The organism is Rathayibacter sp. AY1E8 (genome assembly GCF_002931415.1).
In the GTDB taxonomy this organism is placed as follows: Bacteria; Actinomycetota; Actinomycetes; order Actinomycetales; family Microbacteriaceae; genus Rathayibacter.
In genome coordinates, this window is sequence record NZ_PSVI01000023.1 from 1 (window position 1) to 19,972 (window position 19,972).

Consider the following 19,972-nt stretch of genomic DNA (forward strand, 5'->3'; position numbering starts at 1 on the left):
CGAGGACGCGCTCCTCGAATTCGATCTCGAGGTTCTGCGGTCCGTAGATGAGCGTGGCCACGGGCCCCCTTCGTTCATCGGGCCGGCCCTGGCGGACGGCTCCTCGGGGGACGGTATCCGCTCGGACCCCGGTGCGGGGAATCGGGCGGGAGACACGCCGGACCCCCATTGACAGTCCCGCGGACGGGACGTAGCACTGCTGGGCGTGCTGGGCGCCACGTTAGCCGACGCATGTAGCGAGAGTCGATGCTCCGTCGCGGATCTCCCGTCGGCCGGGGCCGGCCCGGGAGCGAGCGCGGGCACCTCCGGCTGCCGGCCGCGCCGCTCAGGATCCCGTCACGGCCCGGCCGGCGCGTCCCACCCCTCCTGCGGAGTCGCGCAGGTGCCGCGGAAGACGTACTGCGACGGCAGCTTCCGCTGGTGCGAGGACCAGTCGATCGCCGGCCGCCGCTGCTCCGGAGGCAGGTAGCCGAGCCGGTACACCGCCATCAGCTCCAGCTCGTCGGGCACGGCGAGCAGCGACTCGATCCGCGCCCACGCTCCCGGCACCTCCATCGGGAACGACACGAACTGGATCCCCATCCCCAGCTCGACCGTGCTCAGCCAGACGTTCTCCATCGCGGCGCCCATGCTGAACACCGAGTAGAAGGAGGAGAGCTCGCCCGGCCGGTACTCGGAGCGGTCGAGCATCACCCCGAGCAGCAGCGGCGATCCCGCGACGAGCCGGCGGTTCTCCTCGCCGAGCGTCTGCGGGACGCGGAGGGAGTTCATCAGGAACTGCCCGCGCTTCGTGAAGACCTGCTTCGTGAAGGGGCGGAGCGGAGCCGGCAGCTTGTCGAACAGCATCCCGTCGCGCCGCTGCTCCATCTCCTCGCTGCTGAAGCGGAAGTAGGGCTTGTAGCGCTCGAAGAACGTGCCGTTCGACATCGCGGTGGTCATGCTCTCGCCGCTGATCGCGGCGATCCGGTCGATCGTCTCGCGCTCCTCGACGAGCACGAACCGCCACGGCTGGCTGTTGAGCTGCGAGGGCGCCCGGCCGGCCACCTCCATCAGGAGCCGCTGGTGCTCCTCGGAGACGGGGTCGGGCAGGAACGCGCCGTTGGTGGTCTTCCGGCGCCGGACGACATCGAGGAACTCCATGCCTCGATCCTGCCCCGATCGATCGCGCAGAGGGGGGAGCGGCGGCGGCCCGGGGCGCGCGCGGTAGCATCGAGGTTCCTGTGCAGGCTCGAGGGAAGCGGTGGAACGGTGAAGACGAGGGTCATCTTCTACCTTCTCGGAGGTGTGTTCGTGCTCGGCGCGGGCATCAACTCGGTCGTGGGCAGCGGCTTCTCGGTGCCGAACCTGCTGACGATGCTCTGCGGCGCGCTGATCCTCGCGATCGCGGGCTGGCAGGCGCTGCGCTCCTACCGCTCCGACCCCGACCGCGACGTCGAGCCCCCGCGCTAGAAGCAGGGGCGCGTCAGCGCAGGGCTGACCCGGCCCTGAGACGCTGGAGCACTCCTCGGCGCCGCGCCGGCCGCCGCGTCCGCCCGAGAGCGGCGAGCACGAACGGAGCCGCCGCCAGCGCGATCGCCGGGTGCCGACGTCCGTGCGTCCCCGCGAAGGGGATCACCGCCAGCGGGACGGCGGCGGGAGCCAGCGCGGACGCGGCGCGGGTGTCCGACCGTCGCAGCGTCGCCCAGGCCAGAGCGGTGAGCGTCGACGTGCAGATGTAGAGCGCGTGATGGATCCAGTGCCAGCGGCCCGTGCGGAGAGCGCCGGTGGCGACGGCGGTGCCGAGGGCGCAGTTGGCGGAGTAGCTGACAGCGGCGGCGCCCAGCCAGAGCGGACCGGAAGCGCTCGCCCTCCGCCGCGTCCTCACACCTCGCCCCGCGCGAGCAGCAGCCGGTAGGGCGCCGCGCGCTCGACCCGCCACCCCTCGGGCGCCACAGCCCGCAGCTCGGCGGCGGTGAAGCTGCGCCGCACCGACAGCGACCCGTCGTAGTGGAGGAACGAGCCGGCCGCGATCGGTCGTGTGGCCAGCAGGTAGGCCGTGTAGGCCAGCCGCGAGCGCTCGATGTCGTTGTGGAGGGCGCGCGGGGCCAGGCGCTCGCTGTCGGCGAGCAGGTCGGCGAGCGACTCCGGCGACAGGTGGTGCAGCACGTGGTTGGAGGTCACCAGGTCGAAGTGCTCGCCCTCGGCGACCAGGTCGGCGCTGCTCGCGCGGCGGAACTCGACTCCGGGCGGCGCGGGCGTCGACGTGGCGAAGGCGGAGGCGCGCTCGTCCGGATCGACGGCGGTGATCGCCAGGCGGAGGCCGTCCTCGCGGGCCCAGCCGGCGAGGGAGCGGGCGACGTCGCCGCCTCCCGATCCGATGTCGAGCAGGCGGAACGGCTCGTCGGGCCGCAGCAGCGGACGCAGGCGCGAGCGGTAGAGGACGCGCCACCCCGAGACCAGCCGGTTCACGGTGCCGAAGCGGGCGTAGGTGGCGTCGAGCAGGGTCTGGTCGCAGTCCGGGTCGTCCATCAGCTCCTGCTCGGAGACCTCGCGGTGGCGCAGATCCGGCGCGAGAGGGGCGCGCGGAGTCACTCCCCGCCCCGCTTGGTGAGCAGCGCGAGCTCGACGGTGAGGCCGGGCCCGAACGCCATCGCGCCGATCCGCTCGCCGTCGGCCGCCTCGCCGTACAGCAGGCGCCGCAGGATGAAGAGGACGGTCGCGCTCGACATGTTGCCGTTGGTCCGCAGCACCTCGCGCGACGGGGCCAGCTGCTCGTCGCTGAGGGCGAGCGAGGCCTGCACCTTGTCGAGGATGCTGCGGCCGCCGGGGTGGATCGCCCAGCGCCGCACGTCGCTCCGCTCGACCTCGGCGCCGGCCAGCAGCGAGGCGACGGCCGCCTCGATGTTCGCTCCGATGATCGAGGGCACGTAGGTGCTCAGCCGCATCGAGAAGCCGTGGTCGCCGATCGTCCACGCCATCTCGGTCTCGCCCTCGTCGGTGAGCGTCGTGGCGAGCGCGTCGAGCTCGAGCACCGGGGTGCCGGGCGCGGCCTCGCGGGCGGTGACGACGGCCGCCGCACCGCCGTCGGCGAAGACGGAGGTCGCGACGATCTGCTCCGGGTCGTTGGAGCTGGTGAGGTGGATGGTGCACAGCTCGACCGCGACGACGAGGACGACCGCCTCCGGGTCGGCCTCGCAGAACTGGCGGGCGGCGCGCAGGCCGGGGAAGGCGCCGTAGCAGCCCATGAAGCCGAGGTGGAAGCGCTGCGTCGAGGGCGCGAGGCCGAGGCGGCGGACCAGCTGGTAGTCGGGCCCCGGGGCGTAGAAGCCGGTGCAGGAGACCGTCACCACGTGGGTGACGTCCTCGGGGGTCATCGACGCGGACGCGAGGGCGCGGCGGGCCGCCTCCGTGAAGAGCTCGGGAGCGCGCTCGGTGTAGACGGCGTTGCGCGCGGCCGTCCCCGGGTCGAGCACCAGGCCGCTCCCCGCGTCGTAGAAGACGCTCGCACCCTCCCGCTCGACCCGGTCGAGCTCGTCGACCACCGTGCTGCGGGTGTCGATCCCGGACGCGTTGAAGGCCGCGCCGATCAGGCGGGACCCGAGCCGGGTCATCGCGGGCTGGGACGCGAAGAGGTCGCGCACCTCGGACTGGCGCAGGACCGTGGTCGGCACCGCCGTCTCGATGCTGCGGATGTGGACACTCACCCGCAGGAACCTATCGCGGAATCCTGCGGGTGAGCGGTGCCCTGGAGCGTGATCAGAGGATCGGCTTCCCGCCGGTGACGGCGATCGTCGACCCGCTGATGTAGCTCGCCTCGTCGGAGGCGAGGAGGACGTAGGCGGGGGCCACCTCGGCCGGCTGCCCGGGGCGGCCCAGCGGGACCTGCTCGCCGAACTCGGCGACGGCCTCCTCCGGCATGGTCGAGGGGATCAGCGGCGTCCAGATCGGGCCGGGCGCGACCGAGTTGGCGCGGATGCCCTTCTCGCCGAGCGCCTGCGCGAACGAGGCGGTGAGGCTGAGGATCGCCGACTTCGTGGCGGCGTAGGGAAGCAGCTGGTACGACGGCTGGTCGGACTGCACCGAGCTCGTCGCGATGATCGACGCGCCCTCCTTCAGGTGGGGCAGCGCCGACTTCACGAGGTGGAAGTAGGCGCTGATGTTCGTCGCGATCGTGCGGTCCCACTCCTCGTCCGGGATGTCGGTGACGCTCTCGCGGCTCATCTGGAAGGCGGCGTTGCTGACGAGCACCTCGAGGTGGCCGAAGCGCTCGACGGTCTCGGTGACGACGGCGCGGCAGTGCGACGGGTCCTGCAGGTCGCCGGGGAGGAGCAGCGCCTCGCGGCCGGCCTCCCGGACCCACTTGGCGGTGTCCTCGGCGTCGTCGTGCTCGTCGAGGTACGAGATCGCGACGTCGGCGCCCTCGCGCGCGAACGCGATCGCGACGGCCTTGCCGATGCCGCTGTCGCCGCCCGTGATGAGGGCGACCTTGCCGCTGAGGCGGCCGGTGCCGCGGTAGGTGGTCTCGCCGTGGTCGGCCTTCGGCGTCAGCTCGGCCTCGGTGCCGGGCGGTGTCTGCTCGGGGGATTCCGGAGTCATGACTCTCCCTCTCGTGTCGTCGGTCGGTGTCTCCATGCAAGCGGGTGGGAGGGAGGGGGCGCAGGGGGTTGACGCCCGGACCGCTCCGTCGTGTCGTCAAGCCCGCGACACCGAGGGCTCCCTGGGTCTTGACTGAGCGTGTCGCCCTTCTTCGGGGCGCTCGGCCAGGAGGTTCGACATGAGCACGACAGACAGGGATCCGGCTGACGGCGGACTGCCGCGACGGGCAGAGGGCTCGGCGGCGGGCGGCACGGCGCGCATCGACTCCGCGGGGGACACGGGAGCGGCTGCGGCGACGGACCGCTCCGCGACTCCGGACCGTTCCGCCTCCTCGGACCGTTCCGCTTCGACGGACCGCTCCGCCTCGACGGACCGCTCCGACTCCGCGCATTCGGCTCCCGAGCACCGCGCGCCCGTCGACCCCGACTCCGCCGAGGCGAAGCAGGCCCGTGCGGCCGCGCGCAAGGACATCCACCAGCGCGAGCGCGACCGCTTCGGCGGCTTCAAGATCGGCTGCGCCTTCTTCGGCTGGCTCGCCGCCACCGGACTCGCCGTCCTCCTGACCGCCCTCGTCACCGCGATCGGGGCCGCCGTCATCGGCACCCAGGACGTCACCGGCGACCTCGCGGCCGACCCCGCCGCGTTCGGCTGGGCGGGCGCGATCGCACTGCTGGTCATCCTCCTCGTCGCCTACTACTGCGGCGGCTACGTGGCAGGCCGCATGGCCCGCTTCAGCGGAGCGAAGCAGGGCGTCGGAGTGTGGGCCTGGGCGGTCGTCGTCGCGATCGTCGTGGGCATCGTCTCGGCGATCACCGGCGGCAGCCAGGCGCTCTCCGCGGTGAGCGGCTTCCCGACGATCCCCCTGGACGCCGGCGACGCCACGGCCGCGGCGGTCGTGACGGCGCTCGCCGCCCTGGTCGTCGCGCTGGTCGGCGCCGTGCTCGGCGGTCTCGCCGGCATGCGCTTCCACCGCCGCGTCGACCGCGAGGGTCTCTCCGGCCTCTCCGTCTGACGCTCCCGTCCCTCCTCTCTCCGCGAGACGCCGCTCCGGTACGCCACGCACGCCGTGCAGCGCACCGGAGGGGCAGCTCGCGGAGGGGAGGTAGGGTCCTTCGCGTGACGGGGGAGCGAGGGACGCGGCTGGCGGGCGAGCTGCGGGAGTGGGACGCGGGCGCGCTCGCGGACCTGCGGGACGAGTACCTGGCGTTCCTCGAGCAGCGCGGCGAGTCGGCGCTCGAGCGCGACGGCGGCCCCGAGCACGTCACGGCGAGCTGCTTCGTGCTCTCGCCGAATCTGGCGCAGGTGCTGCTCTGCTTCCACCGCAAGGGCCGGTTCTGGGTGCAGCTCGGCGGTCATGTCGAGCCCGGCGACGACTCCACGGCCGACGCGGCCCTCCGCGAGGCGCGGGAGGAGAGCGGAGCGGCACGGCTGCAGCCGCTCGGCGTCCTGCCCCTCGACCTCGACCGGCACGCGCTCGGCGACGGCTTCGGCCGCTGCTCCCGCCACTGGGACGTGGGCTACGGTGCGATCGCCGACCCGGACGCTCCCGTGAGCGTCAGCGACGAGAGCGACGACGTGGCCTGGTGGCCGGTCGACGCGCTGCCCGCCGAGGTGCCGCCGGGGTTCGCCGAGCGGCTGGCCGGGGCGCTCGCCGCGGCGCGTCTCCTCCGCGGTGCGGGATCGCTCGGCGGCTGATCGAGGCCCGCCTCCACCCACTCCGCGTCCCGGCAGCGCGCCTGCGACGAGTCCTCCCCGTGACTCCGGCGCCGTGCGGCACGATGGGGCGATGAGCAGCACCGCTGACCCCGTCGTCGTCCTCGCCGGTGCGAGCGGATTCCTCGGGACGGACCTCGCCCGCCGCTTCACCGCCGACGGCTGGACGGTGCGGAGGATCGGCCGCTCCGGGCCGGACGCGCGCTGGGGCGACACCGCCGGCATCACCCGGGTCCTCGACGGTGCGCGCCTCCTGGTGAACCTGGCCGGCAAGAGCGTCGACTGCCGGTACACCGCGGCGAACCGCGCCGAGATCCTCCGCTCGCGCGTGGCGACCACCGCGGAGCTGCACCGCGCGGTCGAGGCGGCCGCGACTCCTCCGCCGGTCTGGATGAACGCGAGCACGGCCACGATCTACCGGCACGAGGAGGAGCGGGCGAACACCGAGGACGAGGGCGTGCTCGGCGAGGGCTTCTCGGTCGACGTGGCGCGGGCGTGGGAGTCGGAGTTCTTCGCCGGGGAGACGCCCGGCGTGCGGCGCGTGGCGCTGCGGATGTCCATCGTGCTCGGAGACGGTCCGGCGACGGCGATCCTGTTGCGGCTGGCGCGGCTCGGCCTCGGCGGTCCGCAGTTCGACGGGCCGTGGCCCTCGACGCGCGCGCGCCGCGAGGCCGGTGTGCACCACGAGCACCGGCGCACACGCGGCCGTCAGCACTTCAGCTGGATCCACGTGGAGGACGTCCACCGGTCGATCCGCTTCCTCGAGGAGTCGACCCTCGACGGGCCGGTGAACCTCGCGTCGCCGAATCCGAGCGACAACACCGAGCTCTCCCGGCTGCTCCGCGCCGCCGTGGGCCGCCGGATCGGCGTGCCGGCTCCGCGCTTCGTCCTCGAACCCGCGACGCTCCTGCTCCGCACCGAGTCCGAGCTCCTGCTCAAGTCCCGCTGGGTCGTGCCCGCCCGCCTCGAGGACGCCGGCTTCACCTTCGCGCACCCCCACCTCGCCGAGGCTCTCCGCACCCTGGCCTGACCCGCCCCCCGCGGGGCGACCGACCTCCGCCGCGAGCCCGTGTCGCGGAGGTCCGAGTCCGAGCGCGGATCCTCCCGCCCCCGGCCACCCTCGAGGCGTCGACCGGAACGCGTGCCGAGCGTTTCGGATGCGCCGATCGCTCCCCGAGACCCGGCCACTCTCCCAGCCGACCGCGCCACGCCGCGCGGGGAGCGGCGTGGCCGACATCACGCTGAGGTCGCTCTACTTCGCGACCTTCGCCGCGATGTCGCTCCGATACAGCCCGCCGTCGAGGTGGATCAGGTCGAGCGCGCGGTATGCCCGCTCCCGCGCCTCGGCGAAGTCGGCACCGCGTGCGACGACGTTGAGCACGCGGCCGCCGGTGGCGACGAAGCTCCCGTCGACCAGCTGGGTCGCCGCGTGGGCGATGGTGACGCCGGGGACGTCCGCCGCCGCGTCGAGTCCGGTGATGGTCCGTCCGGTGACGGCGTTCTCGGGGTAGCCCTCGCTCGCGAGGACGACGGTGACGGCGACCTCGTCCGTGAACGCGGGCCACGGGACGGAGGCGAGCGCGCCGGTCGCCGCCGCGTGCAGCAGCGCGGACAGCGGGGAGGCGAGGCGCGGGAGGACGACCTGGGTCTCGGGGTCTCCGAAGCGGGCGTTGAACTCGATCACGCGCAGGCCCGCGTCGGTCACGATGAGGCCGCAGTAGAGGAGTCCGACGAAGGGGGTGCGCTCGCGCTCGAGCTGGCGGATGGTCGGGATGGCGACCGTGTCGATCACCTCGTCGACGAAGGCGCGCTCGCTCTCCCAGAGGTCGGCGAGCCAGGGGAGCGGGGAGTAGGCGCCCATGCCGCCGGTGTTCGGTCCCTCGTCGCCGTCGCTCAGGCGCTTGAAGTCCTGCGCGGGGGAGAGGGGGACGACGTCGTGGCCGTCGGAGAGGAGGAAGAGGGAGACCTCCTGGCCGGCGAGGAACTCCTCGATGAGGACGTCGCCGGACTGCAGCCAGAACTCGGCGTGCGCGATAGCCGCGCTGCGCGACTCCGTCACCAGGACGCCCTTGCCCGCGGCGAGGCCGTCGGCCTTGACGACCGAGGGGAGTCCGTACTCGTCGATGGCGCGGGTGGCGTCGACCAGGGTGGAGACGCGGGTCGCACGGCCGGTGGGCACGCGGGCCATGTCCATCACGCGCTTCGCGAAGGTCTTCGAGCCCTCGAGTGCGGCGGCGGCCCGGTCGGGGCCGAAGGTGGGGATGCGGCGCTTGCGGAGCGCGTCGGCGACTCCGGCGACCAGGGGAGCCTCGGGGCCGATGACGACGAGCTCGATGCCCTGCTCCACCGCGAAGTCGCTGACCAGCCGGGGGCTGTTCGTGTCGAAGTGGATGACCTCGACGTCGCGCGCGATGCCGGCGTTGCCGGGCGCCGCGATGATCTCGTGGTGCTCCTCCTCCGCGAGGAGAGCCGTGATGATGGCGTGCTCACGGGCACCCGAACCGAGGACGAGGATCTTCACCCTGACAGGATAGGGCGCCCCGCGCCGGGGCTGGTCCCTGTGACGTCCTCCTCCGCAGGGCGGCGCTGCGGACGCCGACACGCCGGGCGGAGCCCCGCGGAGGCCTCCGGGAGCGAGCGGCGGCGGCAGGATGGGTGGATGGCCAAGGGCAGGATCGACGAGGCGAGCGGGCAGTCCGCGGTGCGGGCGGCGCTCGCCGGAGGAGCGGACCGGAACACGACGGCGACGGCGGTGCGGTTCCTCCTGCAGATCATCGAGACGAACGTCCCCGGGCGCAGCGTCGAGGTGCGCGTTCCGCCGTTCGGCGCGGCCCAGTGCGTCGAGGGCCCGGGCCACACCCGCGGGACTCCGCCGAACGTGATCGAGATGGACGCGGCGACCTGGCTGCCGCTCGCGACCGGCTCGCTGCCGTGGAGCGAGGGTCTCGCGAGCGGGCGGATCCACGCCTCCGGAGTGCGCGCGGACCTCACGCCGTTCCTCCCCATCCTGCGCGTCGGCTGAGCGTCGGCGAGTTAACTTCTCGTAAACGCGGCGGCGAGCCGTCGTCAGAACGTTTGACCTGGGCTCCGCCGTCGGGTTGTCTGGGAATAACCCCCTCACGCGGCACGAATCCTCTCCGGATCCACCGCTCGATGCTTGGAGTCCCCTTCACGATGCGCAGTACTTCCCCGGGCCGACGCGGCCTCACCCGACTCCTCTCCGCGACCGCCGTCGGCGCCGTCGCCGGAGCGGCCCTCCTCGGCGCCACGCCCGCCGCGGCGGCCGAGGGCGATGTCGCCATCGACATCCTCTCGATCAACGACTTCCACGGGCGGCTCGCCGCCGACCGCGCCGTCGCCGGAGCCGCCGTGCTCGCCGGTGCCGTCGACTCCTACCGCGCCGCCAACCCGAACACGCTGTTCGTCTCGGCCGGCGACAACATCGGCGCCTCGACCTTCGTGTCGAAGGTGCAGGGCGACATCCCCACGCTCGACTCGCTCAACGCGATGGGCCTCGACGTCAGCACCCTGGGCAACCACGAGTTCGACCAGGGCCGCGCCGACGTCGACGGCCGCGTCGTGGACGCCTCGGCGTTCCCCTACGTGAACGCGAACCTCTACGACACCGCGACCGGCGAGCGCGCCTACTCCCCGTACGTGATCACCGAGCAGGACGGCGTCTCCGTCGCCTTCATCGGCGCGATCACCGAGGACCTCGGCAAGCTCGTCAGCCCCGCCACGATCTCGACGCTCTCCATCGAGCCGATCGCCGAGAACGTCAACGAGGTCGCCGCGCAGCTCCAGGACGGCGACGCCGCCAACGACGAGGCCGACGTGGTCGTCCTGCTCCTGCACGAGGGAGCCGACGCCGACGCGGCCGAGCTGAACACTCCGGAGGCGGACCCCAAGTTCGGCGCGATCGTCAACGCGGTCGCCCCGAACGTCGACGCGATCGTCTCGGGCCACAGCCACCAGGAGTACGACGCGGGCATCGACGCGGGCCGGGCCTTCCCGACCGTCGTGTCGCAGACCGGCAGCTACGCCGAGAACATCGGCCGCATGTCCCTGACCGTCGACCCGGCGACCAAGCAGCTCACCTCGCTCACCAGCGAGGTCGTGCCGCTGACGAAGGTCGTCGACGACCCGACCTCCGACGACCCGGCCAAGACGATCGTCGTCGGCGCCTTCGAGCCCGACCCCGAGGTCGAGACCATCGTCGCCGACGCCCAGGCCGTCGCCGTCCGCGAGGGCAGCGTGAAGGTCGGCACCATCACCGAGGACATCTCGCGCGCCTACCGCCCGGACGGCACCACGACCAACCGCGGCTCGGAGTCGACCCTCGGCAACCTCGTCTCGGACGCCCAGCTCTGGGCCACCCGTGAGCTCGGCACGCAGATCGCCTTCTCGAACGCGGGCGGCCTGCGCGACGACCTCTCCTACACCGCGACTCCGGACCAGCCCGGCGACGCGGACGGCGTGGTCACCTACGCCGAGGCCTCCGACGCCCAGCCCTTCGCGAACACCCTGGTGACCCTGCAGCTGACCGGCGAGCAGATCTCCGACCTGCTCGAGGAGCAGTGGGTGGGCAGCTCCAGCCACCCGCAGCTGAACCTCTCCACCTCGAAGGACCTCACCTACGTATTCGACGCCACGGCGCCCGAGGGCTCGCGCATCTCGCAGGTGTTCTTCCAGAACGAGCCGATCGACCCGGCCGCGACCTTCACCGTCGTGACCAGCAGCTTCCTCGCGAGCGGCGGCGACGGCTTCAGCACCTTCACCGAGGGCGCCGGCACGGCCGACTCCGGCCGCATCGACCTGGACGCCTTCGTCGGCTACATCCAGGACCTCGGCACCGTCAGCCCCGACCCCGTGCAGCGCACGATCGGCCTGACCGACAACGTCCCGGACTCGGGCGAGTACGCGGTCGGCGACACGATGACCGTCGACCTCTCCTCGCTCCTGTTCAGCACCGGAGCCGCGGCCGACACCGCCGTGACCGCGAGCGTCGACGGCACCGTCGTCGGCACCGCGACGATCGACCCGACCCGGGCCGTCACCGACGACTCGACCGGTCGCGCCTCGTTCTCGGTCCCGATCGACGAGAGTCTGGCGGGCGGCGCGCACACCGCGACGTTCGTGCTCGACACCACCGGCACCGAGATCAGCGTCGGCTTCGCCGTCGCGGCCGGCGCCGGAGCGGGCACCCCGACTCCCGGACCGACCACGGAGCCGACGACCGCGCCGACCACGCCGCCCACCACGGGCCCCGCGCCGACGCCGACCACTGCTCCGGTCGCCGGCTCGCACCACCTCGCCGAGACCGGAGTGGACGCGACCCCCGCGTTCGCCGCCGGGATCGCCGCTCTGCTGCTCGGTCTGGGCATGACGGTCGCGCGCCTGCGCCGCCGCACCGCCGCGAAGTAGCCGCACCGCGCGCACGACGGGCCCTCGACTCCGGTCGGGGGCCCGTCGTCGTGTGCGGGCGAGCCGATGGTCGACCCCCGGGAGCCGTGGCGGGGGGGGGCGCTCCCCGAGGAGCGGCAGCAGCCCCCGGAGACGCGAGAACGCCGCCTCCCGATCGGGAGACGGCGTCGGAACGCGATGAGGTGCTGTCGCGGAGCGGCGGGGCTCAGTGCTGCGCGGGGACCTGACGGTAGCCGTCGCGGCTGGCGACGAGCACCGTCGACACCGTGCCCCATGCGGCGAGGCCACTGAGGACGACGAGGATTGCGATGCTCATGAGTGTTCTGCCTTTCGTTGCGGCGGCTTCTGATCGATCCGCCGGGATGCTGTGTACAACGTCCAGTGTCCGGCCCCGTGTTCCGTAGGACAATCGAACTGTTCTTGCCCTGACGTGTAGTTTCTCTACATGGACGTGCGACGGCTGGAACTGCTCCGCGAGCTCTCGATGCGCCGCTCGATCACGGCCGTGGCGGAGGCGACGCACCGCACGCCCTCCGCGGTCTCGCAGCAGCTCAAGGTGCTCGAGCGCGAGGCCGGCGTGCCGCTGATCGAGCGCTCCGGCCGCGGTGTGGTGCTCACGGCGGCGGGACGCGAGCTCGCCCGGAGCGCCACCGAGATCGCGATCGCGCTCGAGCGGGCCGACGCCGTCTGGCAGACGTTCAAGAACAACCCGATCGGCGAGGTCACCATCGCGACCTTCCCCACCGCGGGCCAGATGCTCCTCCCGAACGCGCTGGTCGCGCTCCGGAGCGTCGAGGGGCTCGTCGTGCAGTGCGAGGACGCGGACCCCGGCACCGACGAGTTCGCCGACCTGACCGCCGACTTCGACATCGTGCTCGCCCACTCGCCCACCGGCAGAAGCGCCTGGGCCGGCCGCGGCCTCGCGATGGCGGAGCTGATGGTCGAGCCCCTCGACATCGGCCTGCCGGTCGGGCACCGCCTGGCGGACCGGGCGACGGTCTCGGCGGCGGACCTGGTCGGCGAGACCTGGATCGGCGTCCCGGACGGGTTCCCGTTCGAGCGCGTGATGCAGGACATCGAGACCGCGTCCGGCGAGGCGGTGCGGGTGGAGCAGCGCTTCGCGTCGACCCGCGTGACCGAGGCGTTCGTCGCGGCGGGCCTGGGCATCGCGGTGCTCCCGCGCTACACGGCGGGCGGCGCGGGAGTGGTGGTGAAGCCGCTCCGCGGAGTGAACTCCGTGCGGCACATCGTCGCGCTGATGCGGCCGGACCGGGCGGAGCGGCTCTCGGTCCGCACCGTCGTCCGCGAGCTGCGCGCGCAGGCGGGCCGGCTCGTGCACGCGCTCTGAGCGATCACGGTGCCTCGCCCTCGCCCGCGCGGGGGAGAATGGAGGCATGAGCGATCCCGCCCGCCCCGAGGTCACCCGCGAAGAGGTCGACGTCCGCCGCTCCCCGCGCGTCTGGCGCATCCTGACCCTCGGCGTCGGGCTCGGAGCGATCGCGGCCTTCGTGCTGACCTTCGCGCTGCCCGAGACGCAGGGCTTCTCCCGCGGGCAGGTCTTCGGCTTCAGCCTGCTGCTCTTCGTGACGCTGTTCGGCGCTCTCGCGGGGCTCGTCGTGGTGCTGCTCGACCGGGTCGTCGGCCGGAAGGTCGTCCGGACCACCGCCGAGCGGATCGTCGAGCGCGAGGACGCGGCCGAGGAGCCCGTGGCCGAAGAGGCCTTGCCCGACGCGCGGACGACGTCCGACGAGGACGACCCGCGGACGGGGTCCGACCGGGTCTAGCCGGCGGAGGCGGGCCGCCCTGCGGCCGCTGCACTCCGCCCTGCGCTGAAGGTCCCGCCCGCGGCTCGCGCTCGCGGACGGGACCGCGGTGTCAGCGTCCCCGGCGCGACGAGGAGCGGCGGCTGCTGCTCGCGCTGGACGTCGGGCGCTTGGCGGCGGCGCGCTTGGCCTTCTGCGACTTCGAGATCTTCTTGGCCACGAAGGTGAGCAGGAACGGAAGGATTCGGTAGATCACGGGGGACTCCTCGGGTGCATGCGCGCGGGGCCGCGCACCCTCCGATCATGGAGCGGCGCACGGATCCGCGGCACCCGTTGCGCCGCGCCCGGCGCTGTGCAGAGCTCAGCTCAGCTGAGTGCGCTCCACCCAGTCGAGGTACTCCGGGGTGACGGTGCCCGTGACGTACTCGCCGGTGAAGCAGCTGGTCTCGAGGTCGGTGACGTCCGAGCCCTCGAGGATCGCCGCCTTCATGTCGGCGACCTCCTGGTAGATCAGCTGGTCGGCGCCGATCGCCTCCGAGATCTCGGGGATCCGGCGGTTGTGGGCCACGAGCTCCTGGCGCGAGGGCATGTTGATCCCGTACACGTGCGGGTAGCGCACGGGAGGCGCGGCGGACGCGAAGGTGACCGTGTTCGCGCCGGCCGCGCGGGCCATGTCGACGATCTCCTTGGAGGTGGTGCCGCGGACGATCGAGTCGTCGACGATCAGGACGTTCTTGCCCTTGAACTCGCTCGACATCGCGTTGAGCTTCTGACGCACCGACTTCTTGCGGACCGCCTGCCCGGGCATGATGAACGTCCGGCCGACGTAGCGGTTCTTGTAGAAGCCCTCGCGGTACTCGATCCCGAGCTTCTGCGCGACCTGCATCGCGGCGGGGCGGGAGGAGTCGGGGATCGGCATGACGACGTCGATCGCTCCGCCCGGGGTGTACTGCGCGATGGTGTCGGCGAGGCGGTCGCCCAGGCGCAGGCGCGCCTCGTAGACCGAGATGCCCGACATCACGGAGTCGGGGCGGGCGAGGTAGACGTACTCGAACGAGCACGGGATGAGTCGGGGATCCTTCGCGCACTGGCGGCTGGCCATCCGGCCGTCGGGGGTGATGAAGACCGCCTCGCCGGGAGCGACGTCGCGGACGATCTCGAAGCCCTGCGCCTCGAGCACGAGCGACTCGGAGGCGACGACCCAGTCGTCCGGCGCCCCGGTGCTGCTGCGGCGGCCGACGATGAGCGGGCGGATCCCGAAGGGGTCGCGGAACGCCAGCAGCCCGACGCCGGCGATCAGCGCGATGGTGGCGTAGGAGCCCTCGACGCGCTCGTGCACGCGGGCGACGGCGTCGAACACCTCGTCGGCGTCGAGGTCGCGGCCCGACATCGAGGCCTGCAGCTCGTTCGCCAGCACGTTGACCAGCAGCTCCGTGTCGGAGGTGGTGTTGAGGTGGCGGCGGTCGATGCGGAAGAGCTCCTCGGTGAGCTCGCGCGTGTTCGTGAGGTTGCCGTTGTGGACGAGGATGATGCCGTACGGCGCGTTCACGTAGAACGGCTGGGCCTCCTCCTCGCGCTCGGCGTTGCCCTTCGTCGCGTAGCGCACGTGGCCGAGGCCCATGGATCCGAGCAGCGAGCGCATGTCGCGGGTGCGGAACGCCTCGCGGACCTGTCCCGCGGCCTTCTTGATGTGCAGGGTGCTGCCGTCGGCGGTCGCGATGCCGGTCGAGTCCTGGCCGCGGTGCTGCAGGAGGGAGAGGCTGTCGTAGATGGACTGGTTGACCGGTCCGGAGGACACGATCCCAACGATTCCGCACATGCCGGAGGGGCTCCCAAGGGGATAGCAGGGGGGTTTGACGGTCCATCCTGGCACGCGGGGGACTCATCCCCTAATGGTTCGCCGTGGGCGGATCCGTGGTCGTGGGGGTACTCAGGGCGGCGTCGACCGGCGGATCGGCCGGGCGGGCGGTCGGGGAGCCGCGCGGCCGCTCAGCTGCTCGGAGCCGTCCAGGCGCCGGCGAGGCTGCGGTCCAGGACGCGGCGCCAGCCCTGCGGAGCCGCGGACTCGCGGCTGGTCGTGCCCGCCATCCAGAGCAGGGCCATCAGGTCGTCGTGGGTGAAGTCGGGGGAGAGGGATCCGTCGCGGTGGGCGGCCTCGACGAGATCCCGGCCGAGCTCGATCGAGCGGTCGCAGGCCTCGATGAGGGCGACCGCGTCGGGGAAGCGGAGCAGCATCGCGTCGTTGAGGGCGGGGTCCTCCAGCTGGAGGTCGATCATCCCGGAGACGAAGCGCTCCAGGCGTCCGCGGGAGGACCGCTCGGCGAGAGCGCGCTCGGTCAGGCCCTTCAGCTTCTCGCCGGCGACGGCCGGGATGACGGCGTCGATGAGCTCCTCACGGGAGCCGACGCGGTTGTAGAGGGTGCCGATGCTCACGCCGGCGTGACGGGCGATGTCCTCGAGGGGGGCGGCCAGGCCGCGGGAGCCGAAGACCTCGAGGGCGGCGGCGTGCAGCTTCTCGACGTTCCGCTGCGCGTCCCGGCGCAGGACCTTCTGCTCGTCCATGCGATCCTCCCGATGATCTTGAGGTGCCACTCAAGTTATGGTCCGATGAGTGTTGAGGCTGACCTCAACTTAGCAGCCCCGCTCATCGCGCCCCGGGGCGCACGACGACAGGACCTCCCATGCCCCTTCTCACCGTCATCGGCGCGGGCCCCGGCCTCGGCCTCGAGATCGCCCGCGTCTTCGGCCGGGCCGGCTTCACCGTCGCCCTCGTCTCGCGGAACCAGGAGAAGCTGGACGGCCTGGCCGCCCGCCTCGCCGAAGAGGGCATCGAGGCGACGGGGTTCGCCGCCGACATCGCGCAGCCCGAGACCCTGACCGCCGCGCTGCGGGCGATCCGTGCCGACCTCGGTCCGATCGACGTCCTCGAGTTCTCCCCCGCCGACTCCGCTCTCACCCCGGTCGGCGTCCTGGACGTCACGCCCGAGAACCTACAGCCGCAGATCGACTTCTACCTCGGCGGCGCGCTCCGCGCCGTCGGCGAGGTGGTTCCGGACATGATCGCCGCCGGCAGCGGGACGATCCTCGTCACCACCGGCGGCGGCTCCGTCTCCCCGCACGCGGCGCTGGCGAACATCAACATCGCCGCCGCGGGCCTGCGGAACTGGGTCCTCAACCTCCACTCCGCGCTCGAGCCCCGGGGCGTCTACGCCGCCCACGTGGCGATCACCGCACTCATCGACGGCGGCCACCCGGACGCGGCGGCCGAGGTCATCGCCCGGTCCTACCTCGACCTCCACCGCAGCCGCGACCGCGCCGAGCTGCACTACGTGGCCTGGGACGCGTGACCGCGGGCGCGGAGCGGGAGCCGCCGGTGCGGCGGACCCGGATCCGCGCCGCGGCGGGAGAGGGCAGTCGGTAGGGTCGTCGCGTGAGTGATGAGACGAGCAGCTACGCCCGCGCAGGAGTCGACACGGCGGCGGGGGACCTCGCCGTCGAGCTGATGAAGTCGGCGGTGTCGGCGACGCACGACAGCCGGGTCCTCGGCGGGGTCGGCGGCTTCGCGGGCCTGTACGACGTCTCCTTCCTCCGCGACTTCCGTGCCCCCCTCCTTGCGACCTCGACCGACGGCGTCGGCACCAAGGTCGCGCTCGCCCAGGCGATCGACAAGCACGACACCATCGGGCAGGACCTCGTCGGCATGGTCGTCGACGACATCGTCGTGGTCGGCGCCCGCCCGTTCTTCATGACCGACTACATCGCGTGCGGCAAGGTGGTCCCGGCCCGCATCGCCGACATCGTCGCCGGCATCGCGCGCGCCTGCTCCGAGACGGGCACCGCGCTCGTCGGCGGCGAGACGGCCGAGCACCCGGGCCTGCTCGGACCCGACGACTACGACGTGGCGGGCGCGGCGGTCGGCGCGATCGAGGCCGACCAGGTGCGCGGCGCCGACCGCGTGCGCGACGGCGACGTCGTGGTGGCGATGGCCTCCTCCGGACTGCACTCGAACGGCTACTCGCTCGTGCGCCACATCCTCGCCGAGCGCGGCATCGGCTTCACCGACCGCTCCGAGGAGCTGGGCGGCGTGGTCGGCGAGGTGCTGCTGGAGCCGACCCGCCTCTACACCCGGCCCCTCCTCGACCTGCTCGACGACGTCGAGCTCGGCCCGGCCGTCCACTCCATCAGCCACGTCACCGGCGGCGGGATCGCGGCGAACCTCGCGCGGGTGCTGCCGCGCGGCTCCTGGGTCGAGGTCGAGCGGGCGAGCTGGAGCCCGTCCGACGTGTTCCGCGCGCTCGCCGCGATGTCCGGCGCGACGCTCGAGAGCACCGAGGGCACCTGGAACCTCGGCATCGGCATGTTCGCCGTGGTCGCGGCGGAGGCGGCCGACGGCGTGATCGCGCGCCTCGAGCGCTCGGGCGTCCCGTCGTGGGTCGCGGGCCGCGTCTCGACCGCCGCGCGCGGGTTCGAGGGCTTCGAGCAGGGCGCGAAGGGCGTCGACGGCGGAGCGGTCCGCCTGGTCGGGTCCTACGCGGGCTGATCCCCGGAGGCGCCGCGGATCAGCGCGGTGCGGCGTGCGCGCGCTCCCAGGAGTGCTCGTGCCGGGTCAGCAGCCACGAGCCCGCCGCGCAGAGGGCGCAGGCGGCCGCGGTGGCGAGCAGGGCGGTCGCCCAGGTCGGGGCGTCGCGGCTGACGAGCAGGTTCGCGGAGGCGACCAGCACGCCGAGACCGGCGCCCGCGCTGGTGCAGAGCACGAACGGGCCGTCGCGGCGGCTCGCGACGCGCACCGCGACCATGCCGGCGACCGCTCCCGCGCCTCCGACGACTCCGATGCCCGCGCCGGAGGCCGCTCCCATGAGCAGGCCGAAGCTCACCAGCCCGGGCGGGCCGTCGGCGGCGAGGACGCCGGGCAGGTAGAGGACCAGGGCGACGGCGGCGCCGACCGCGCCGCCCACCAGGATCGCGCCGACCAGCAGGGCGGCGGTGACGTAGCCGACCCGCGCGACAGGCCGCGCGGATCCTCCGGGTTCGAACATTCGCGACTCCATCGACGCGGGCCCGCGGGGCAGCGGGCGGTCCTCGGACAGTACGCCCGAACGCCCCTCGGCGGAACCGCCGTCGGGGATCGGCGGGACTAGCGGCGGAGGGTCTCGCTCGGGAGCTCGCCGAACCGCGTCGCGTAGTGCTGGGCGAAGCGGCCGCCGCTGATGAACCCCCAGCGTGCGGCGACGTCGCCGACCACCAGCGAGCCGATCGATCCGGCCGAGAGCTCCTCGTGCGCGCGCTCGAGGCGGACGTCGCGCAGGTAGTGCCGCGGGGTCTCGCCGAAGGCGCGCTGGAACGCCAGCTGCACGCCGCGGACCGTGAGCCCGGCCGCGTCGGCGATGTCGGCCACTCCGAGGGGCAGATCGGCGTTGGCCTGCACGAACTCCACGGCCCGTCGGAGGCGCCGCGCGCTGACCGAGGGCGGCACGGCCGGCAGCGGGGCGATGCGGTGGGCGAAGGTCTGCAGGGCGGCGAGCGCGGCGATGCGGGCGACGCCGTCGCGCTGCAGCACGGTGGGCGCGTGCGCGGAGGCGAGGGTGTCGCGCAGGAGCCGGATCGCCGCCCACCAGGCGGTCGTGTCGCGCGCCACAGGGGCGAACCGCAGCGGGCCGGGCTCGGTGCCGTGCAGCTCCGCGGCGATCGCCTCGAGGTGGGCGGCCTCGAAGTGCACGAGCGCGTCGCGGTACTCGAGGGCCTCGAAGCCGAAGGGCCGGCCGCTCGGGAACATGGCCGGGCGGCCGACGACGAGGCGGTGCTCGTCGCGCCCCAGATCGAGGGAGGCGCGCCCGGCGGTCAGCCAGAGGGCGACGTAGACGTCGCTCGGGGCCACCGTGCCGCGCACCCGGCCCAGGAAGGAGGCGGAGTGGAGGCTGACGGGCCCGGGCCCGGTCGTCGTGTAGCGGAACGCGAACGGCACGACCGAGCGTTCGGCCCGGAAGCCGGAGCCGTTGTACGAGCCGGCGTAGAAGTCGCGCGCCTCGTCGAGGTCGTTCCCGCGACGCTCCGACTGCCACACGGGCAGCCGTGCGGACGGGGAAGTGCTCATCCGGTCAGTGTCCCAGGGGGCACCGACATTCTGCACTCAGTGGCGGAAAGCGGGAGAACGTGCTCAGCCGAGCGACCCGCGCTCCAGGTCGGGTCCCTCACCCGCCGGATCCCCGTCCGCACGCGAAACGGGGCCGCCCCGAGGGAGCGGCCCCGATTCACGGGAGGAGTCACGCACGCTTCTGGTGCGGCTCCTCGACGAGGTCCGTGTCGTCGCCGTCGTCCTCGGCGTCGATCCACTTCGAGTAGTCCGGCTCGTCCGGGTGGCTGAGCTCGCGCTCGAGCGCGCTGTAATCGACCGCCGGGCTGAACGACTTCAGCTCACGGGCGATCTTGGTGTTCTTCGCCTTCTGACGGCCGCGCCCCATGGGTGACCCCCTCACGATGACAGGCCAGACGGGCAGTGA

At 73.1% G+C, this 19,972-nt stretch carries 22 protein-coding genes; 10 read left to right on the top strand and 12 right to left on the bottom strand.

The features are described from left to right. Nucleotides 1-336: 336 nt before the first annotated feature. Nucleotides 337-1,140, bottom strand: a complete 804-nt coding sequence (locus tag C5C74_RS08595) for a nitroreductase family protein (protein WP_104256039.1) — start codon at nucleotides 1,138-1,140, stop codon at nucleotides 337-339. Between the two features lie 108 nt (nucleotides 1,141-1,248). On the opposite strand from C5C74_RS08595, the gene C5C74_RS08600 reads away from it, so the two are divergent. Further along, nucleotides 1,249-1,449, top strand: a complete 201-nt coding sequence (locus C5C74_RS08600; protein WP_104223776.1) for a hypothetical protein — start codon at nucleotides 1,249-1,251, stop codon at nucleotides 1,447-1,449. A 13-nt stretch (nucleotides 1,450-1,462) separates the two neighbouring features. Here C5C74_RS08600 and C5C74_RS08605 read toward each other — a convergent pair whose 3' ends face one another. From C5C74_RS08605 to C5C74_RS08620, 4 genes are read right to left on the bottom strand one after another with little or no spacing between them, the layout of a single operon-like run. After that, complete coding sequence (locus C5C74_RS08605; protein ID WP_104223775.1) at nucleotides 1,463-1,864, bottom strand: hypothetical protein; 402 nt, start codon at nucleotides 1,862-1,864, stop codon at nucleotides 1,463-1,465. Further along, the gene (locus tag C5C74_RS08610) at nucleotides 1,861-2,571 is read right to left on the bottom strand and encodes a class I SAM-dependent methyltransferase (RefSeq protein WP_258062284.1); all 711 of its coding nucleotides are present in this window, start codon (nucleotides 2,569-2,571) and stop codon (nucleotides 1,861-1,863) included. Before C5C74_RS08610 ends, C5C74_RS08605 begins: the two co-directional genes overlap by 4 nt. Further along, nucleotides 2,568-3,683 carry a type III polyketide synthase gene (locus C5C74_RS08615; RefSeq protein ID WP_104351345.1) on the bottom strand — a complete coding sequence of 372 codons (1,116 nt, stop codon included), beginning with the start codon at nucleotides 3,681-3,683 and terminating at the stop codon, nucleotides 2,568-2,570. Before C5C74_RS08615 ends, C5C74_RS08610 begins: the two co-directional genes overlap by 4 nt. A 52-nt stretch (nucleotides 3,684-3,735) precedes the next feature. Next, entirely contained in the window at nucleotides 3,736-4,575 is an 840-nt protein-coding gene (locus C5C74_RS08620; RefSeq protein WP_104223773.1) for an SDR family oxidoreductase, read from the bottom strand. A 178-nt stretch (nucleotides 4,576-4,753) separates the two neighbouring features. On the opposite strand from C5C74_RS08620, the gene C5C74_RS08625 reads away from it, so the two are divergent. From C5C74_RS08625 to C5C74_RS08635, 3 genes are all read left to right on the top strand, one after another. Beyond that, nucleotides 4,754-5,587, top strand: coding sequence for a hypothetical protein (locus tag C5C74_RS08625; RefSeq protein WP_244229549.1), 834 nt, complete (start codon nucleotides 4,754-4,756; stop codon nucleotides 5,585-5,587). A gap of 104 nt (nucleotides 5,588-5,691) precedes the next feature. Continuing rightward, the gene (locus tag C5C74_RS08630) at nucleotides 5,692-6,270 is read left to right on the top strand and encodes an NUDIX hydrolase (protein ID WP_258064128.1); all 579 of its coding nucleotides are present in this window, start codon (nucleotides 5,692-5,694) and stop codon (nucleotides 6,268-6,270) included. Between the two features lie 91 nt (nucleotides 6,271-6,361). Then, nucleotides 6,362-7,318, top strand: a complete 957-nt coding sequence (locus C5C74_RS08635; protein ID WP_104257882.1) for an epimerase — start codon at nucleotides 6,362-6,364, stop codon at nucleotides 7,316-7,318. A 222-nt stretch (nucleotides 7,319-7,540) separates the two neighbouring features. On the opposite strand, the gene purD is transcribed toward C5C74_RS08635, so the two are convergent. Next, complete coding sequence (gene purD, locus C5C74_RS08640) at nucleotides 7,541-8,809, bottom strand: phosphoribosylamine--glycine ligase (protein WP_104351346.1); 1,269 nt, start codon at nucleotides 8,807-8,809, stop codon at nucleotides 7,541-7,543. Nucleotides 8,810-8,947: 138 nt separating this feature from the next. On the opposite strand from purD, the gene C5C74_RS08645 reads away from it, so the two are divergent. From C5C74_RS08645 to C5C74_RS08660, 4 genes are all read left to right on the top strand, one after another. Further along, nucleotides 8,948-9,310: a sterol carrier family protein gene (locus C5C74_RS08645; protein WP_104223770.1), complete on the top strand. Its 363-nt coding sequence runs from the start codon at nucleotides 8,948-8,950 to the stop codon at nucleotides 9,308-9,310. 152 nt (nucleotides 9,311-9,462) lie between these two features. After that, nucleotides 9,463-11,712, top strand: coding sequence for a bifunctional UDP-sugar hydrolase/5'-nucleotidase (locus C5C74_RS08650; protein WP_181134673.1), 2,250 nt, complete (start codon nucleotides 9,463-9,465; stop codon nucleotides 11,710-11,712). 445 nt (nucleotides 11,713-12,157) lie between these two features. Next, nucleotides 12,158-13,060: a LysR family transcriptional regulator gene (locus C5C74_RS08655; RefSeq protein ID WP_104257884.1), complete on the top strand. Its 903-nt coding sequence runs from the start codon at nucleotides 12,158-12,160 to the stop codon at nucleotides 13,058-13,060. A 46-nt stretch (nucleotides 13,061-13,106) separates the two neighbouring features. Then, nucleotides 13,107-13,496 carry a hypothetical protein gene (locus tag C5C74_RS08660; RefSeq protein ID WP_104351348.1) on the top strand — a complete coding sequence of 130 codons (390 nt, stop codon included), beginning with the start codon at nucleotides 13,107-13,109 and terminating at the stop codon, nucleotides 13,494-13,496. A gap of 91 nt (nucleotides 13,497-13,587) precedes the next feature. Here the strand turns inward: C5C74_RS08660 and C5C74_RS17395 are convergent, their stop codons facing one another. The 3 genes from C5C74_RS17395 to C5C74_RS08670 form a co-directional block, all read right to left on the bottom strand. Next, nucleotides 13,588-13,731 carry a hypothetical protein gene (locus C5C74_RS17395; RefSeq protein ID WP_181028791.1) on the bottom strand — a complete coding sequence of 48 codons (144 nt, stop codon included), beginning with the start codon at nucleotides 13,729-13,731 and terminating at the stop codon, nucleotides 13,588-13,590. A 105-nt stretch (nucleotides 13,732-13,836) separates the two neighbouring features. Further along, the gene (gene purF / locus C5C74_RS08665; protein ID WP_104324308.1) at nucleotides 13,837-15,294 is read right to left on the bottom strand and encodes an amidophosphoribosyltransferase; all 1,458 of its coding nucleotides are present in this window, start codon (nucleotides 15,292-15,294) and stop codon (nucleotides 13,837-13,839) included. A gap of 170 nt (nucleotides 15,295-15,464) precedes the next feature. Continuing rightward, nucleotides 15,465-16,037, bottom strand: a complete 573-nt coding sequence (locus C5C74_RS08670; RefSeq protein ID WP_104327893.1) for a TetR/AcrR family transcriptional regulator — start codon at nucleotides 16,035-16,037, stop codon at nucleotides 15,465-15,467. Nucleotides 16,038-16,156: 119 nt separating this feature from the next. On the opposite strand from C5C74_RS08670, the gene C5C74_RS08675 reads away from it, so the two are divergent. Together C5C74_RS08675 and purM are read left to right on the top strand one after the other, a co-directional pair. After that, a complete protein-coding gene (locus tag C5C74_RS08675; protein WP_104256047.1) occupies nucleotides 16,157-16,822 on the top strand; it encodes an SDR family NAD(P)-dependent oxidoreductase in 666 nt (221 codons plus the stop codon). An 83-nt stretch (nucleotides 16,823-16,905) separates the two neighbouring features. Next, the gene (gene purM / locus C5C74_RS08680; protein ID WP_104288439.1) at nucleotides 16,906-18,015 is read left to right on the top strand and encodes a phosphoribosylformylglycinamidine cyclo-ligase; all 1,110 of its coding nucleotides are present in this window, start codon (nucleotides 16,906-16,908) and stop codon (nucleotides 18,013-18,015) included. 19 nt (nucleotides 18,016-18,034) lie between these two features. On the opposite strand, the gene C5C74_RS08685 is transcribed toward purM, so the two are convergent. From C5C74_RS08685 to C5C74_RS08695, 3 genes are all read right to left on the bottom strand, one after another. Continuing rightward, entirely contained in the window at nucleotides 18,035-18,511 is a 477-nt protein-coding gene (locus tag C5C74_RS08685; RefSeq protein WP_104351349.1) for a hypothetical protein, read from the bottom strand. 98 nt (nucleotides 18,512-18,609) lie between these two features. Then, nucleotides 18,610-19,566, bottom strand: coding sequence for a helix-turn-helix transcriptional regulator (locus C5C74_RS08690; protein ID WP_146083043.1), 957 nt, complete (start codon nucleotides 19,564-19,566; stop codon nucleotides 18,610-18,612). A 169-nt stretch (nucleotides 19,567-19,735) separates the two neighbouring features. Then, entirely contained in the window at nucleotides 19,736-19,933 is a 198-nt protein-coding gene (locus tag C5C74_RS08695) for a DUF3073 domain-containing protein (protein ID WP_097167615.1), read from the bottom strand. Nucleotides 19,934-19,972 lie beyond the last annotated feature (39 nt).

Coding starts and splice junctions, on each gene's coding strand:
- C5C74_RS08675 (WP_104256047.1), top strand. CDS start 16,157: ATGCCCCTTCTCACCGTCATCGGCGCGGGCCCCGGCCTCGGCCTCGAG.
- C5C74_RS08645 (WP_104223770.1), top strand. CDS start 8,948: ATGGCCAAGGGCAGGATCGACGAGGCGAGCGGGCAGTCCGCGGTGCGG.
- C5C74_RS08660 (WP_104351348.1), top strand. CDS start 13,107: ATGAGCGATCCCGCCCGCCCCGAGGTCACCCGCGAAGAGGTCGACGTC.
- purF (WP_104324308.1), bottom strand. CDS start 15,294: ATGTGCGGAATCGTTGGGATCGTGTCCTCCGGACCGGTCAACCAGTCC.
- C5C74_RS08620 (WP_104223773.1), bottom strand. CDS start 4,575: ATGACTCCGGAATCCCCCGAGCAGACACCGCCCGGCACCGAGGCCGAG.
- C5C74_RS08690 (WP_146083043.1), bottom strand. CDS start 19,566: ATGAGCACTTCCCCGTCCGCACGGCTGCCCGTGTGGCAGTCGGAGCGT.
- C5C74_RS08695 (WP_097167615.1), bottom strand. CDS start 19,933: ATGGGGCGCGGCCGTCAGAAGGCGAAGAACACCAAGATCGCCCGTGAG.
- C5C74_RS08595 (WP_104256039.1), bottom strand. CDS start 1,140: ATGGAGTTCCTCGATGTCGTCCGGCGCCGGAAGACCACCAACGGCGCG.
- C5C74_RS08685 (WP_104351349.1), bottom strand. CDS start 18,511: ATGTTCGAACCCGGAGGATCCGCGCGGCCTGTCGCGCGGGTCGGCTAC.
- C5C74_RS08625 (WP_244229549.1), top strand. CDS start 4,754: ATGAGCACGACAGACAGGGATCCGGCTGACGGCGGACTGCCGCGACGG.
- C5C74_RS08635 (WP_104257882.1), top strand. CDS start 6,362: ATGAGCAGCACCGCTGACCCCGTCGTCGTCCTCGCCGGTGCGAGCGGA.
- C5C74_RS08655 (WP_104257884.1), top strand. CDS start 12,158: ATGGACGTGCGACGGCTGGAACTGCTCCGCGAGCTCTCGATGCGCCGC.
- C5C74_RS08650 (WP_181134673.1), top strand. CDS start 9,463: ATGCGCAGTACTTCCCCGGGCCGACGCGGCCTCACCCGACTCCTCTCC.
- C5C74_RS08670 (WP_104327893.1), bottom strand. CDS start 16,037: ATGGACGAGCAGAAGGTCCTGCGCCGGGACGCGCAGCGGAACGTCGAG.